Annotated in this window: 13 protein-coding genes; 9 read left to right on the forward strand and 4 right to left on the reverse strand. The window is 59.2% G+C overall.

Features of this window, described 5'->3' with window-relative positions; translation table 11 throughout:
- Genes B5G28_RS15185 through B5G28_RS07300 form a run of 5 tightly spaced genes read left to right on the forward strand, consistent with a single transcriptional unit; the run spans position 1 to position 5,010 of the window.
- Positions 1 to 1,716 carry an energy-coupling factor transporter ATPase gene (locus B5G28_RS15185; protein ID WP_087247366.1) on the forward strand — a complete coding sequence of 572 codons (1,716 nt, stop codon included), beginning with the start codon at positions 1 to 3 and terminating at the stop codon, positions 1,714 to 1,716.
- Complete coding sequence (locus B5G28_RS07285) at positions 1,706 to 2,533, forward strand: energy-coupling factor transporter transmembrane component T (protein ID WP_242956789.1); 828 nt, start codon at positions 1,706 to 1,708, stop codon at positions 2,531 to 2,533. The genes B5G28_RS15185 and B5G28_RS07285 overlap by 11 nt, the downstream gene beginning before the upstream one ends.
- 18 nt (positions 2,534 to 2,551) lie before the next feature.
- A complete protein-coding gene (locus B5G28_RS07290) occupies positions 2,552 to 3,385 on the forward strand; it encodes a PHP-associated domain-containing protein (protein WP_087247369.1) in 834 nt (277 codons plus the stop codon).
- A complete protein-coding gene (locus B5G28_RS07295; protein WP_242967506.1) occupies positions 3,379 to 4,164 on the forward strand; it encodes an inositol monophosphatase family protein in 786 nt (261 codons plus the stop codon). The genes B5G28_RS07290 and B5G28_RS07295 overlap by 7 nt, the downstream gene beginning before the upstream one ends.
- Before the next feature lie 12 nt (positions 4,165 to 4,176).
- Positions 4,177 to 5,010 (forward strand): MurR/RpiR family transcriptional regulator, encoded by an 834-nt coding sequence (locus B5G28_RS07300; RefSeq protein ID WP_087247371.1) that lies wholly within the window; start codon positions 4,177 to 4,179, stop codon positions 5,008 to 5,010.
- 63 nt (positions 5,011 to 5,073) lie between these two features.
- Here the strand turns inward: B5G28_RS07300 and B5G28_RS07305 are convergent, their stop codons facing one another.
- Positions 5,074 to 5,316, reverse strand: coding sequence for a helix-turn-helix transcriptional regulator (locus B5G28_RS07305; RefSeq protein WP_087247373.1), 243 nt, complete (start codon positions 5,314 to 5,316; stop codon positions 5,074 to 5,076).
- 187 nt (positions 5,317 to 5,503) lie between these two features.
- Here B5G28_RS07305 and B5G28_RS07310 point away from each other — a divergent pair, with 187 nt between their 5' ends.
- The 3 genes from B5G28_RS07310 (at position 5,504) to B5G28_RS07320 (ending at position 7,469) form a co-directional block, all read left to right on the forward strand.
- Positions 5,504 to 5,863 carry a hypothetical protein gene (locus tag B5G28_RS07310; RefSeq protein WP_144265496.1) on the forward strand — a complete coding sequence of 120 codons (360 nt, stop codon included), beginning with the start codon at positions 5,504 to 5,506 and terminating at the stop codon, positions 5,861 to 5,863.
- A 78-nt stretch (positions 5,864 to 5,941) separates the two neighbouring features.
- Positions 5,942 to 6,415, forward strand: coding sequence for a TspO/MBR family protein (locus B5G28_RS07315; protein WP_087247377.1), 474 nt, complete (start codon positions 5,942 to 5,944; stop codon positions 6,413 to 6,415).
- A gap of 427 nt (positions 6,416 to 6,842) precedes the next feature.
- Entirely contained in the window at positions 6,843 to 7,469 is a 627-nt protein-coding gene (locus B5G28_RS07320) for a twin-arginine translocation signal domain-containing protein (protein WP_144265497.1), read from the forward strand.
- 227 nt (positions 7,470 to 7,696) lie between these two features.
- On the opposite strand, the gene B5G28_RS07325 is transcribed toward B5G28_RS07320, so the two are convergent.
- Positions 7,697 to 9,109, reverse strand: a complete 1,413-nt coding sequence (locus B5G28_RS07325) for a S41 family peptidase (protein ID WP_158099596.1) — start codon at positions 9,107 to 9,109, stop codon at positions 7,697 to 7,699.
- 215 nt (positions 9,110 to 9,324) lie between these two features.
- Between B5G28_RS07325 and B5G28_RS07330 the strand changes: the two genes are divergently transcribed.
- The gene (locus tag B5G28_RS07330) at positions 9,325 to 10,698 is read left to right on the forward strand and encodes an MATE family efflux transporter (RefSeq protein WP_087247383.1); all 1,374 of its coding nucleotides are present in this window, start codon (positions 9,325 to 9,327) and stop codon (positions 10,696 to 10,698) included.
- Between the two features lie 513 nt (positions 10,699 to 11,211).
- Here B5G28_RS07330 and B5G28_RS07335 read toward each other — a convergent pair.
- Entirely contained in the window at positions 11,212 to 13,230 is a 2,019-nt protein-coding gene (locus B5G28_RS07335; RefSeq protein ID WP_087247385.1) for a DUF4357 domain-containing protein, read from the reverse strand.
- A 432-nt stretch (positions 13,231 to 13,662) separates the two neighbouring features.
- Positions 13,663 to 15,177, reverse strand: coding sequence for a sodium/proline symporter (locus tag B5G28_RS07340; RefSeq protein WP_087247387.1), 1,515 nt, complete (start codon positions 15,175 to 15,177; stop codon positions 13,663 to 13,665).
- Between the last annotated feature and the right edge of the window lie 190 nt (positions 15,178 to 15,367).

Raw genomic sequence — 15,367 nt, forward strand, 5'->3', positions numbered from 1 at the left:
ATGCACGCGATAGAGATAGATCATCTGACCTATTCCTATCCAGGCGCAGAGCATCCCACCCTCAACGACATCACCGTAACCATTGAACAAGGGGACTTTCTCGCCATCGTTGGAAACAACGGCTGCGGAAAGTCCACTTTTTGCAAGACCCTCAACGGTCTGATTCCTCAGTTCATCAGCGGTGCGATGGAGGGGCGGGTCCTTGCCTGCGGGCTGGATACCCGGGAAACCGATGTGGGCACCCTGGCCCGCAAGGTCGGCTATGTGTACCAGGATTTCGAAAACCAGATCATCCGGCCCACCGTGCTGGACGATGCGTCCTATGCCTGCCAGAACTACGCCATGCCCGATTACCGCCAGCGGGGCCTGGACGCACTGGAACAGTGCGGCCTGCGGGGCAGGGAAAATGATTTCATCTGGCAGCTGTCCGGCGGCCAGACCCATCTGCTGGCCCTGGCGGGGGCGGTGTCCCTCCAGCCCGACGTGCTGATTCTGGACGAGCCCATCGCCCAGCTGGACCCCGGCCACGCCGACCGGATCTACGCCGTCCTGCGGGAGCTGAACGAAACCTGTCACAAGACCATCATCGTCATCGAGCACCACACCGAATACATTGCGGACTTCTGCAAGCATGTGATGCTGATGAAGGACGGCCGGGTCCAGTGGGTGCTGCCCACCGCCGACGCTCTGCAGCGGGTGGACGAGCTGCAGAGCTGCAACATCTTCCCGCCCCAGGTGACCATTGCCGCCCGGCGGATGCAGCAGGCCGGCGCCCTGGCCCCGGATGTGCTCCTCCCCACCACGGTGGAGGCGGGCCGGGCGGTCTTTGCCCCCAAGGCAGAGCCGGCCCCCCGTCCGGCAGCCGTCCCGCACCCGGTCGGGCCTGCGGCGGCCGCCTTTGAAAAGGTGTCGGTGTCCTACCGCAGCGTCAAGGGCGCGCCCCACAGCGTCTTTTCGGGGCTGGACCTGGAAATCCACAAGGGGGACAAGGTGGCCCTGATCGGCTCCAACGGCGCCGGCAAATCCACCTTCATGAAACTGCTGGTGGGCCTGCTGAAACCGGAATCCGGCGCCGTCCAGCTGAACGGCGTCCGGCTCCACGACGTCAAGCCCGAAGCCCTCTCCCGCCAGATCTCGATGGTCTATCAGAACCCCGAGGACATGTTCATCAAAGATTCCATCGCTAAGGACATCGCCTACGCCATGGAGGCGCGGGGAGTGCCCGACGCCGCCCGGCGGACCGATGAGCTGCTGCAGCGGTTCCGGCTGAGCGGCCTGCGGGACCGGGACGGCCGCCTGCTGTCGGGCGGACAGATGCGCCGGGCCAGCCTGGCCATCGGCATCGCCCTCAATCCGGGGATTCTCCTGCTGGACGAGCCCACCGCCAACCTGGACATCGCCACCCGCAAGGAGATTATGCGGACCCTGGAGGACCTGAAAGAGATCACCGAGACGGTGGTCATCGCCACCCACGATATGCAGCTGGTCTGCGAGTGGGCCGAACGGATTATTGTGCTGTGCGGCGGCCGGGTGGTGGCCGACGGCACCCGGGATGAGGTGTTCGGCAACCGGGCCGTCCTGGAACAGGTGGGCATCCGCCCGCCCGAGATCTTTACCATGGGGCAGGCGCTGGACCCGCACGCCCTGTGCTATACCATCGATGATTTCCTGCGCTGTTTTGAGGGGAGGACCGCTTGCTGTGAAAATGGTCGATAAACTGTCGGAAAACATCCTGGACAAATTCTCCATGGACTTTCTCCGCAATCAGGTGCTGAAAAATGCCTACGGCAACAACGATACCCTGGTGGCCGCCATGGACCCCCGGATTCTGATTGCCTGGTATCTGTTCTTCGGGCTGGTGCCCTGGTTTGTGAACAGTCTGCCCTTCCTGCTGGGGTGCTTTGTGCTGGTGACCATCACCACCGCCCTGGCCCATGTGGCAGGGCTGGTACTGTTCCTGTTCGGTCTGGGCGTGTTCTCCCAGACCGGGTACCTGCTGGTGGTGACCTGGCTGTTCGGCGGCGACGCCTCCGCCATCGCCCCGCTGCTGGTGCTGACCCTCAAGGTGGCCACCGTCTCGCTGGCGTCGGTCACCGTCTTTTCCGGGATGGACCCCGACAAACTGTCCCAGGGCCTGATGTGGTTCGGCTGCCCCGAACGGCTGTCCTTCTCCATCTCCTACGCCTACCGGATGCTGCCCATCCTGATGGAGGAGTTCCAGAGCGTGCTGCTGTCCTATCGGCTGCGGGGCAACCCGCCCGAACACGACACCCTGGGGGGCAAAATCCGCTACCTGATCTATCAGGTGCGGATCATCGTGTACGCCTTTTATCCGTTGATGCTCAACACCGCCAAGCGCTCCCGCACCACCGTGGAAGTGCTGGAGATCAAGGGCTACCGCTACGCTGCCGTCAACAAAGAGGTCAAGCGGCTCAAGCTGTCGGTCCTGCGGGTCACCAACAATGACCTGCTGTTCCTGTCGGTCTCCTTCCTGTGGGTGGCGGTCACCATCCTGATCTCCACTTTGATCTGACGCCGGAGGTTTTTACCTATGTATATGGATTTTCACACCCACGGGAAGCTGGCCAAATACCTGCCCTTCTCCACCGAATACACCGACTGGCTTCTCAACGAGGCCAAAGAGGCAGGGCTGGACGCCATCTGCCTCACCGAACATTTCAACACCCAGCAGTTTGACACCCTCTACGGCTACATTGCCGACCGGGGGGACAAGGAAGGGGACGCCTACGTCATCGACGGGCTGAAGGTGTTCCCCGGCATGGAAACCGACATCGCCGAGGGGGGCCATGTGCTGTCCATCGGCCCCATGGAGGCCATCCGGGAGCTGAACCGCCGCCTGACCCCCTACAAGAGCAAAAATGCCTTCCTGCCGGCAGAGGAACTGTTCCGCCTGTTTGACCAGTACCCGGTGCTGGTGGGCGCCGGACACCCCTTCCGGGAGGGCGGGCACATCCCCGAGCTGTCCCCCGAACTGCTGGCCCGGTTTGATTTTCTGGACCTGAACGGCAAGGACGTGGCCGTGGACCAGGACCGCACCGAACATCTGACCTTCGGCCTGGGCCAGCGGCTGAACAAGCCGGTGGTGGCGGGCAGCGACACCCATCAGGCAGTGCAGTACGGCTGCATCCGCACCTGCTTCGAGGAGGAGTTCGACACCTTTGAGGAGCTGGCCCGGGAGATGAAGGCCGGCCGCTACCAGATTGTGATTCACCCCGACGCCGACATCAAGGTCAAGACCGCCAACGTCCTCAAGCGGGCCCTGAAGGAAATCCACGCCCTGGGCGGGGATTATGTGTCGGTGCTGCTGCGCAACGGCGGCGAGTCTCCCGCCGTCCTGATGGCCAAGGGGCGCAGCGCATGCTGACCCTGGACAGCAGCGCCCTGCTGCAGGAAGCCGCCGCCCTGCTGCGGCAGCAGGGACAGCTTCTCCACAGCCGCACCCTGGCCGGCCAGACCCGGGCCAAGGGAAAGACCGATTTTGTCACCGCCGTGGACACCCGGGTGCAGGAGAACATCCGGATGGCCCTGGAACAGCTGACCCCCGGCGCGGCCCTGATGGCCGAGGAAAAGGACAACGCCGCCGTGGACCTGAACGGCGCGGTCTGGGTGCTGGACCCGGTGGACGGCACCACCAACCTGATCCACGGATTCCGGCACAGCGCCATTTCGCTGGCGCTGGCGGTGGAGGGCCGGGTGGAGCTGGGCCTCATCTATGACCCCTACGCCGATGAACTGTTCACCGCCCGGAGAGGGAAGGGCGCCTTCTGCAACGGAGAACCCATCCATGTCAGCGGGGCGGCGGCCCTGGCCGACAGCCTCTGTTCGGTGGGCACCAACCCCGGCTGCCGGGACCAGGCCGACGCCGCCTTTGCCCGGATGCGCCGCATCTACGACCGGTGCCACGACGTCCGGCGGGTGGGGGCCGCTTCCATCGAGCTGTGCTATGTGGCCTGCGGACGGCTGGACGCCTATCTGGAACACGGCCTCAAGCCCTGGGACTACGCCGCCGGGATGCTGATTGTGGCCGAGGCCGGGGGCCGGGTGACGGATTTTGCCGGGGACGCCCCGTTGCTTGACGCATCCCGGTGTGCTATACTGGCTACCAACGGGCAGATTCATTCGGAGCTGCAATCCCTGCTGTAAAAGGAGCCATCCATGCCATTTTCCTTCCCTCAGATGCCGGACCGGCTGACGTCCACCGAGCAGTCCATTCTGGAATACATCGCCGCCCACCGGGACGAATTTCTCTGCATGACCATCGGACAGCTGTCCGATGCGCTGGGCATTTCGGAGGCCACCGTTTCCCGGTTTGCCCGCCATGTGGGCTGCGAGGATTTCCGGCATCTGAAGCGGGTGATTCTGGACCAGACGGTCCAGCGGGGCCCCGCCCAGAAGCTGACCCATACCCTGCAGACCCAGGAGGCTAGCCCGCTGGCCTACTGGCTGGAACAGCAGCGCTACAACCTCCAAAAGACCCAGGAGCTGCTGGACGAGGAGGGGTTCGCCCAGGCGGTGGAGGCAATCTGCCGGGCCCGGCGGGTCTTTCTCTACGGCAAAAACGCCTCCCGCGCGCCGGCCCAGCTGCTGGAATACCGGCTGCGGCGGATCGGGGTGGATGTGCGGCAGATTCCCTCGGCGGGCACCGAGCTGCTGGAAAGCCTGCCCGCCATGGGCCCGGAAGACCTGGTGGTGCTGTTCAATTTCGCCAAGCTGTCGGCCGAGGGAAGGGTGCTTCTGGACTACCAGAAAAAGGCCGGCTACCAGACCCTGCTGTTCACCAGCCGGGCCTATCACGAGATGCAGGACGCCCAGGCCAGCATCCGGCTTCTGGTCTACCGCGGGGAGGAAAACGCCCAGCATTCCATGAGCGCCCCGGTGGCGGTGGCGGAAGCCCTGACCCTGGCCGTGTCGGCCCGGATGGGCTCCGACGCCCTCCAGCGCCTGGAAGAAATCCGGCAGCTGAAGGACACCTACCGCCACAGCCTGTAACAAAACAAATCAAACCGCCGCCCGAAGGGGGAGACCTCTTTGGGCGACGGTTTTTTGTGGGTTTTATTGAATTTCCTGCTCCAGTGCGTCAAACTCGGGGGTGGAGAAGAATTCCCCCAAGGTGATGCCCAGGCCGTCGCAGATCATTTTGATGGTCAACAGCTTGGGATTTTGGCTCTTGCCGTACAGGATGTTTTTGATGCTGGACGGCGGCAGCGCGCAGAGGGTGGCCAGCTTGTTGATGGTGATGGAGCGCTCTCCGCAGAGAGTCAAAATGCGGTTTCGGACGGCAGCAACCGTGTCCATGATGTTTCCCTCCCGGATGTTTTTCTTTAGGATAAACAATCCGGTTGCGCAAAATAGGCTATGCGTGCTACTATATAGGCTATACATAGACTGTTTGGGAGGAGAGCATATGCAGGAAAAAGGATGTACCTTCTTTGGACATCGGGACAGTCCCGCGTCAATCCGGCCGCAGCTGAGGGCACTGCTGATGGAACTGGTGGAGCGGCAGGGCGTGACGACATTTTACGTGGGAAATCATGGCGCCTTTGATGCCATGGCCGCCGGTGTCCTGCGGGAACTAAAACTTTTGTATCCGGAAATTTCGTATACCGTCGTTCTGGCCTATATGCCGCGCAGACCAGAGGACGGAGGCCCCCACACCATACTGCCGGAGGGGGTGGAAAAGGTTCCCAAACGGTATGCCATTTGCTGGAGAAACCGTTGGATGCTAGGCCATGCCGATTATGTGGTGACATATGTGGCCCATTCGTGGGGTGGGGCGGCCCGGTTTGCCAATGAGGCCCGCAAACAGGGCAAGACGGTTTACAACCTATGGAGGGAAGAATAAACGTATCTGCAACGCCCCAAACATTTCCCAGTGTATACCCCTGTGGTTTTTGCATACCCTGTGATGGAGGGATGCAATATGAATCACACCAAAATCAAGACCTATCTGTTCTGGATTCTGCTGGCCGAGGCCGCGGGCGGCCTGACCGGCTGGCTGACCCGGGAGGATGTCCGAATTTACACCGACAGCATCGCCCAGCCGCCCCTGTCGCCGCCGCCGCTGGTGTTCCCGGTGGTCTGGACCATCCTCTATGCCCTCATGGGCATCAGTGCGGCCCGGGTTGCCCTGACGGCCGACACTCTGGAACGGCGGCACGGGCTGTGGATTTTTTGGCTGCAGCTGGCCATGAACTTTTTCTGGAGCATTCTCTTTTTCCGCTTCCAGATGTTCGGCCTGGCCCTGATCTGGCTGGCCGCCCTGTGGGGCGTCATCCTCTGGATGATCACCGTCTTTGCCCGGGTGGAACCGTTGGCCGCCCGGCTGCAGATTCCCTATCTGGTGTGGGTGGCCTTTGCCGGGTATCTCAACCTAGGGGTCTGGATTTTGAACTGAATCACGCCAAACCAAAACCGGAAAAGCCGGGCCTTTGCGGGCCGGGCTTCTCCGGTTTTTGCCTGTGAAGCGGAGGAGGGTTTCAGGGATGGCTTTGCCCAACCAAACACAGGAAAAAGGCGGCGGCCCAAAGCGGGACGGCCCGCCGAAAAGCGCTGACTAGGGCGCGGAGGTAACCGGCCGCCTACGCGGAGGACAGGCCGTTTTTGTGGATTTTGCCACGGCAAAACCCCACAAATACCACAGCGAAAAATTGTATACTGTACTGAATCTGTGGGTTTGGAGGAAAGAGAAGCCAAAAAATCCGCCTTTCTTCCGCTGGACGTGCTATACTAAAACCAGCAGATTCTGCCTGTCCTTTGGGGCAGAGGGTGGGATCTGCGCCGGGATCAAACCCAAAACCTTCGATCAGCGAGGAGGATGTACCATGTTGATATCCCGCAGATCTTTTTTGAAGGGCACCGCCCGGGCCGGCGCCGCTGCGCTGCTGCTGACGCTCTCTGTGCCCGCCCGCGCCGCCAGCGACAAACAGATGTCCGCTGCGGACAGCGTGAAGATTCTCCAGGCCACCTCCGAGGACGCCTATCTGCAGATCAAACTTGACTCGGTTTCCCGCTCGGTCTACGGGCAGCAGGAGCCGTCCTGTCTGGTGCTGCTGGGGTTCTCGGTCACCAACCGGACGTCCGAGCCGGTGTGGCTGTATCACCTCCACGGCAATCCCTTTGGTGAGTACTACGACGGGTCCACCGGCATCAGCGGGACCTTCCAGGACCAGGCCTTCCAGGTCCAGATCACCCGCAGCGACGACATGGCCCAGGCCGACCAGACCACCGCGGACGGAAAGGTCTGCACCGCCTACGGCGTCAACCCGGGGGAGACCATCGAAGTGACCGCCACCGGCAGCATGAGCAGCGAGGCGGGCACCCTGACCCTCACCTTCACCCCGCCGGAACAGCACGGCGCCAATGCGGGCGCGCACGACACCACCCACACCTTCAAGGTGGAGTTTTCCCAGAAGTGTGATTCCAGCAGCCTGCAGATGGCGTACCTGTGACACGCCGGCAAAAAGCCTAAACCCCTGAAACAGAATGCTCCCTCTCCGGCAGACGGCGCCGCCGCTGGCCGGGAAGGGAGCATTTTGCCTGTGCGGCCGCGGACCGCAAAAGGCGCGTGACGCCCCCCAAAACCCGCAGCGAAAACATCCGCCGTTCCCCGTCGGTCAGGGAAGGGCGGATGTTTCTGTGTATGGGGGGCGGTTTTCGGTGGGGTCAACGGGGGAGCTTATGCCGGGTCTTTGGCCTGTCTGGCCAGAAGGGCGAGGACCAGGTCCTCCGCCTCGTCGGCGGGCACCCACAAATCGGGGCAGAAGCCCCGGAATTCCTCAAAATAATCGTTGGTGTCGGGGATGATGGTCTGGGAGGGCCCAATTGTGACCGACAGCCTGCTGTTTGGCAGCTGGACGGGGGCTGAGCCTCCGATCAAGGCACCGCCGGTATTTTCGCCCACGATCAGCACATTTTCCAGGTTATGGGCGGCGTCGATCAGCCATTCGGAGCCAGAGGCCGTCCATTTGCTGGTCAAGATCACCAGTAGGTTGTCATTGGACACCCACAGATCCCTCGCGTTGGTCTGCTGACTTTCTGAATTGAAGAAGAAAAACAGGGAATTGGTGGGGACGGCTGTTTTTGCATAATCTTTGAGCCACCCCATAGCCACGTCGCCATATCCGCCGGGGTTGAAACGAAGATCCAGAATTCCAACGGGGGCATTTCCCAGCACCTTTGCTCCCTGGTCAAACCCTTCCTGCCAGCCCTCCACCGTTTCGCCCCGGATGGCGTTTACCAGGAGAACCGGAATATCGTCGTCATAATGTACTTCCGGGACGGCATCCTGGTCCACTTTTCCGATGCCTTCTCCCCAGCTGTAGGGTTCGCACCGGAGCACCTGGGTGCTGCCGTCGGTGTAGTGGACGATGAGGGGCTCGTCCCAGGTGGTGGTGTCCTGGAGCACAACGGGATAATAGACGATCTCCCCCTCAGGAGAGATGGAACGTCTGAACAGCTGGCTCAAATCGTCATACCCATCCACCGAGGCGACGGTTTTGCGGTCAGCTGTGATGTACTGGTCCTCGTCCAGATAGAAGGCCACTTCCCGGAAGAAAAAGGGATACCAGAGCGGGTTGGGAGATTGATTTTGGATTTGGAAATGGGCGTCCTTCACAAAGGTAAAATAGGGCAGCAGCATTTGCTGGAAGTCTTCGGCCCGGAGAGAATCATGCCTGGCGCACTCTTTCAAGACAGCTCGCTCTGCCTTGTCAAAAATGATCTTCCCGCCCATTTTGTCATAGTTTCCATAACAGGCATAGAAGGCGTCAAAGAGATAGACCACGTCCTCCTCCATCTGCTGCCGGGTCAGTACCAGGTCGGGGTCATAGGGCTGGACATCTTCAGGAGAGGTATAGTACGTTTGCATACGGATTAAATTCCCGTTTTCGTCCACGGGCTGTCGCGGAATGAATTTCTCTTTCAGCCCGTCGTTGTTGACCGCCTGGTGGGCGGCGTTGACCTGGTCCATCAGCTGGTCCAGGGTCACTTCGGGCAGGCGGCTGCATCCGGCGCAGAGCGCCAGCGTATACAGCGCCGCCGTCAGGACAAGGACAGGGCGAAGAATGTGTTTGGTGTTTGGTGTGGCCATCCAGGAATTCCCCTTTCTGCAAAGCGCGTATTTCATGTGTTGTCCAGTGAAAATGGTTGTATTTTCCTATAGCATAGCAGAGCGGGCGGGGCTTTTCAAGAGAGCGGGGGCTGAAATACAAGGCTTCGGGCGCTGGGCCGGCCCATTTGCGCCCGGCCCCCGGGCGTGCTACAATAAGGAAGAAAAGATTGCGGAAAGAGAGGAAACAAACGAGGATGGAAGCAAAAAACAGCAGCGACTTCACCCAGGGAAAGATCTGGCGCAGCATTGTGGCTCAGGCGGTGCCCCTGACGGTGGCCCAGATGGTCCAGCTACTCTACAATGTGGTGGACCGCATTTACATCGGCCACCTGCCGGATGTGGGGTCAATGGCCCTCACCGGCATCGGGCTGGCCTTTCCGCTGACCACCCTGATTTCGGCTTTTACTTATTTGTACGGCAACGGCGGCGCGCCGCTGTTTGCCATCGCCCGGGGCGCCCAGGATGACAAGCGGGCCGAACGGATTCTGGGCCAGGTGGTGACGCTGCTGACGGTCAGCGCCGCGGCCCTGATGGCGGTCTGTTATCTGTTCCGGCGGCCGGTGCTGTATCTGTTCGGCGCCAGCGACGCCTCCTACGTCTACGCCGACGCCTACCTGAAAATTTACCTGCTGGGCACCCCCTGCACCATGCTGGCCACCGGCCTCAACGGCTTCATCAACGCCCAGGGCCATCCCCGGGTGGGCATGGGCACCACCCTGCTGGGCGCGGCCCTGAACCTGGTGCTGGACCCGCTGTTTATCTTCGGGTTGGGGATGGGGGTCCAGGGCGCGGCCATCGCCACCGTCCTCAGCCAGCTGGCCTCGGTGGTGTGGGTGCTGCTGTTTTTCGCCGGGCGTCAGAGCATCTGCCGCATCCGGCGGGAAAATCTGCGGCTGCAGCTGCCCCTGGTGCGGGATATTCTGGGCCTGGGCATGTCGGGATTCATCATGGCGGGCACCAACTGTCTGGTACAGGTGGTCTGCAACGCCACCCTGCGGGTCTGGGGCGGTGACCTCTATGTGGGCGTCATGACCATCCTCAACTCGGTGCGGGAAATCCTGTCTCTGCCGGTCAACGGCATCACCAGCGGCGCCCAGCCGGTGCTCAGCTACAATTTCGGCGCCCAGCGCTACAGCCGGGTACGGGAGGGAATCCGCTTCACCGCCCTGCTGGGCACGGGCTATACGGTGGCGGCCTGGGCGGTGGTCATCGCCATGCCCCATCTGCTGGTGTCCATCTTCACCAGCGACCCCGCTATGCTGGAAGCCGGCCAGGTGGCCCTGAAACAGTATTTCTTCGGCTTCTTCTTCATGGCCTTTCAGTTTGTGGGCCAGGCCTGTTTCACCTCCCTGCGCTGCCCCAAGCGGGCGGTCTTTTTCTCGCTGCTGCGCAAGGCGGTGATTGTGGCTCCGCTGACCATCCTGCTGCCCCAGCTGGGCATGGGGGTGGACGGCGTCTTTTGGGCCGAACCCATCTCCAACGCCATCGGCGGGCTGGCCTGTTTCATCACCATGTGGCTGACCCTCTACCGCCGCCTGCCTGCCCGGGACGGGGTGGAATTTGAGTGACATGCAAAGAACGTTTTGGATTGTGTCCCTGATAGCTTGTCGGGTAGGACAGGCACAGTCCGATAGGCAGAGTTTCCAACGCACGCTGGCGTCAAAAAGAACACAGACCGAAACACAAAACCGGGAAGTTTCTCCTTTGAGAGACTTCCCGGTTTTTCGCGCCCCTGCGTGAGGATAGCATTTTTGCGGCATAGGCGGGGCAGGGAACAGTAGTTTATCCGTGTCCTGGAAATCCGCCGCTTCAAAGGATTCCGGGCCTTTTGCGCCGTCCATTTTATCAGTCTCTGACCCCAAAAGGGAGAGAATACCGAATGACTTCCTGGTTTGGATTCTTCTGCATTGCAAACTCCTTTCACCATCTGTTATATGCGGCTGCGTAGCATAAGAGATTGCAGTGCACCTAAATCCGACGGGGCTTTTTCAGCTATTTTGGACAGAAAAGGGCACCCGCCGAACCGCAAAAGAAAACCGCCGGGGAACCAATTCCTCGGCGGCCAAGGCGCTAACCAGAGGTTAGCGTCCGATGATTTTTCCATAGGGTTGACCATCCAGGGTTGCCCATTCTTTGCGGCCGTTGGCGGAACGCCCGCCAACCACCACTGCGGCGGCAGATACACTGTCGAAGGTGTGATCGCGGGTGAAAATTCTGTTTACAATGACACCCTGCTGGATCAGGTCGTTGCGCATAGCAAGATAGGTTGAATGGCAGCTGGGGGTTGTATCCGCAGAGATACGGCTGCCAGCCTTAACGATAAAGTCAGTACCTGAGCCGGCAACACCCGTGGCGTTGCTGTCGCGGATCGCCAGATGAAACACGACATCGGGTGCATCGGGAAGGGAAGCGGACAACTCCCACTTGGAACAGAAAAGGCTGAGCAAATCCTTTTGGCGCTGTTTGACAAGATCCGGCGTCCAGGAAGTACAATTGATTACCTGTGTGGTGAGTGCGTAGGATGTGACGCCGCCTTTGGTTTGAAAGTAGCTCTGTTTTTTCGTGGCAAAATCATAGTTTTGGGCTGCTGCATTATGTTGGCGGGTCAGCGGTACAAGATTCGCAATTCGATTAAGCCAGAGCGCCCGCTCCGCGGCATCAGGCCAAAGCTGAAGCCACTCGCTGTTGGGGGCGGGGTTCTGCGGCAGTACATGCTCGATGGTGAAAATTTTGGCATCATATTGTGCGCCGCCAGCAGCCAAAAAGGAATCCAATCTCTGGACGATGTAATTCCGCCTGCGGGATGTCATGGCATAAATGTTTCCGTCCAGGCATTCAATAAAGCGTCTTTGCTCAGCTGCCGTCAATTCAATGGTTTGCAGCGGGCTGGAAAGATTGCGGGAAGAGTTGCCGGACATCTCGGCAAGCACCCATTTATAGCGGTCGACGCGGTGGTTGACATCCTGGGCGGTCACGAGCAGATAAGCGGCTAGCCGTTCCAGCTTTTGGAAAAACCATAGGGTATAGTCCGGATCATTTGGATGCTCCGCAAGGAATTTAATAGCCGAAGGCATCCAGTCGTAATTTTCGATTTTGTTCAGCCAATATAGCAGGTTGTTGACCTCTGCTGCATGGGAAACAGAAGAATACTGGGCGTTTTTTGCGGCAAAGTATGCTTTGGTGTAGGGGGTAAGAATATCGTCGATCAGGCCCTTGGGGGTGGTCCGATTCACAACAAACTCGCGGAATTCGTCCAGCAGGCTCTTTTTGGGGCGTTCCTGCGCAAAGATGGTGCGGGTATGCGTAAATACTTGGTTAAATCCGTCCCGTCCTACCAGGTTTTCGAGAGCTTCCCAGCGGTCGGTGTAGCTTGTTTGTTCGGTTTTTGGGATTTTGCCAATAACTTCTGATTTGATGATATCAATGGGGAGCAAGTCCAGCCCCCGACTGTTCATAACCGAAAAAATACGGAAAGCGGAATCCTGACTGTCGGTGCTGACCACAACAAGGAAGCAGCGATTTAATAGAAAAGCACTGAAGTCGAGGAGCTTATCTTGCGCTCCGCCGAAGGTATCCGCAAATCGTTCCTTTAAGATAGAACAGTTTTGCTGGATGTGCTGCTGCGCTTCGGTGCTTAAAGTAGAAGGATCAAGTGCCAATAAGGACGGAATATCTGTAGCTTGGATATAGCGATTAAAAAAGGCTTGATCCAGGTGGCGCAGGTAAAGCCGGGGATGGGGCGGGATCCCTGCCAATAATTGCCCGGGCTCTTGTAGCAAATCCTTGCACCCTTTGACTGCATCGGGGGCGGTTAGTGTTTCGGCCAGAACAGAAAAAAGAATGGAGAGGGTTGTCAACCGCTGCTGCCCATCAATAACATCTGCACGAGGGTTGTTATCCTCTTTGACAAGGACAACAGTTCCTAAGAAATAATTATCCCCAGACTCAGACAGGTAAAAATCGTACAGATCGTCGAACAGCTTTCCCGTCTCGTCGGACGTCCATGCATAGGGACGCTGATATTCGGGAATGTGATACTCAAAGTCCGAACTGAAAATTTTAAGAAGAGGATATTCTTTTCCTGTGATTTTGCTGCTCATGTTTTTTCCTCACCGGGTGTTTAAAAACGTTTTAGGGGCTTTTAACGGCGAATGAATATCTCACCACCGAGAGATCTATATAGTGCAATTTAATTATATGCCTTACATTTTGTCTAGGGGCATTTCGCCTAAAAATGCCATGAAAAATGTATCAATAATGATGGCGGAGGTTCATGCTGATTTTGTGGCAGTCACCATCCAAACGCTGGTTGACTGGTGAAGCAAAAGCTGGAGCTGCTGCAATCGGTTATTGATACAGTGCGCAGCAATCGTTTCCCCGGCGTCTGCCCAAAGGCCAAGGGGAAGGGATATCTGTAAGAGGACGGGGCAAACTGCGCCGCTTTCCCGGCAGAATAGAAGGGAAAAGAATACCGCCCGGAAGAACAGGCTCTTCCGGGCGGTATTTTGCCGCAATCGATGTTTTCTGTATGTTTATCGGTTATAGTTTTCGAATTGCTCGACGATCTCCTGTTCCGGTGCGGGAGTCAGCAGAGAAACCACCACAATCGCTGCGCAGGCGCAGAGAAACGCAGGCAGCAGTTCATAGATGGCCCAGGCGCCGCCCATAGGAGCGATCAGGAACTTCCAGACAAAGACCATCACGCCGCCGGTCAGCATACCGGCCAGCGCGCCCCATTTGTTCGAGCGCTTCCAGAACAGGGCCAGCAGCATGGTGGGGCCAAAGGTTGAGCCAAAACCGGCCCAAGCGAAGGACACCACCCGGAAGACCGAGCTGTTGGGGTCCCGCGCCAGGAACGCTGCCACCAGGGAGACCAGAATCATCACGACCCGGGCCACGGCCATGCCTTTCCGGCCGGTGAGATCCAGTTTGAGGAAGTCGCAGCCAATGTCCTGAGAAACAGAGGAAGAAGCCGCCAGCAGCTGGGAGTCGGCGGTGGACATGGTTGCCGCCAGGATACCAGCCAGGATGATGCCGGCCGCCAGGGCGGGCAGGGCTCCATAATGGCTGATCAGCTGCGCAATATGGACGATGATGGTCTCGGAGTCCGGCAGAGACTCCATCACCCCGGCGTGGGTCATGCCGTTGCCGACCACGCCGATGACGATGGCCATTGTCATCGAGATGACTACCCAGGAGGAGGCTACCTGCCGGGAGAGTTTGAGTTTTTTCTCATCTTCGATGGCCATAAACCGGAGCAGGATGTGGGGCATTCCGAAGTAACCCAGGCCCCAGGCCAGCAGAGAGCAGATGGTCAGCAGCGTATAAGGGTTGGAGCCGCCGGTGGCAGGGTCGTAGATCCGATCCAGCGAAAGATAACCCGCCATGGACTGGGCGTTTTCCATGACGGCGGAGATGCCGCCCGCCTGGGTGGTCCCGAAGCCCAGCACCACCACCAGGGCAATGGTCATGATGATGGATTGGATCAGATCGGTGAAGGAAGCCGCCAGGAAGCCGCCCAGAACCGTATAGGCCACAATGACGCCAGCCGAAACCAGCATGGCGGCCAGATAGTCTACCCCGAACAGGGTGGAGAAGAGCTTGCCGCAGGCGGCAAAGCCGGAAGCAGTGTAGGGGATGAAGAAGATGATGATAATCAACGCGGCCAGGGCCGAGAGCAGATATCCGCGGTCCCCCCAGCGCTTGGAGAAGAACTGGGGCACCGTGATGGCGCCCAGCTTGTAGGAATAGCGGCGGATTCGCCGGGCCACGATCAGCCAGTTCAGGTAGGTGCCGATCACCAGGCCGATGGCCGTCCAGCTGGCCTCGGCCAGGCCGGTGAGGTAGGCGACCCCCGGCAAGCCCATCAGCAGCCAGGAGGACATATCGCTGGCCTCGGCGCTCATGGCGGTGACCAGCGGCCCCAGCTTCCGCCCGCCGAGGTAGAAGTCGTCCACCGAGTTGTTTTTCTTGGAATAGGCCACGCCCACCCAGAGCATTCCGCCCAGGTAGAGGACGATGGCCAGCAGAATGAATCCCTGTGCCATAGTTATATACCCCTTTCGTTCCCTCGTTCGCCGCCGGAGCCGGCCTCCTGGTCTGCTGTGCCGGCGGAACAATACGTTTATTATAGCACGGAGCGAAAAAGAATAAAATGCAGAACGGTGCATAGAATTTATTCTATACACTATTCTGCACTTTTTGGATTTTAAACAATTTATCGTTAAAAAATGCTGT

Source organism: Faecalibacterium sp. An77 (genome assembly GCF_002161315.1).
GTDB lineage: Bacteria > Bacillota > Clostridia > Oscillospirales > Ruminococcaceae > Faecalibacterium.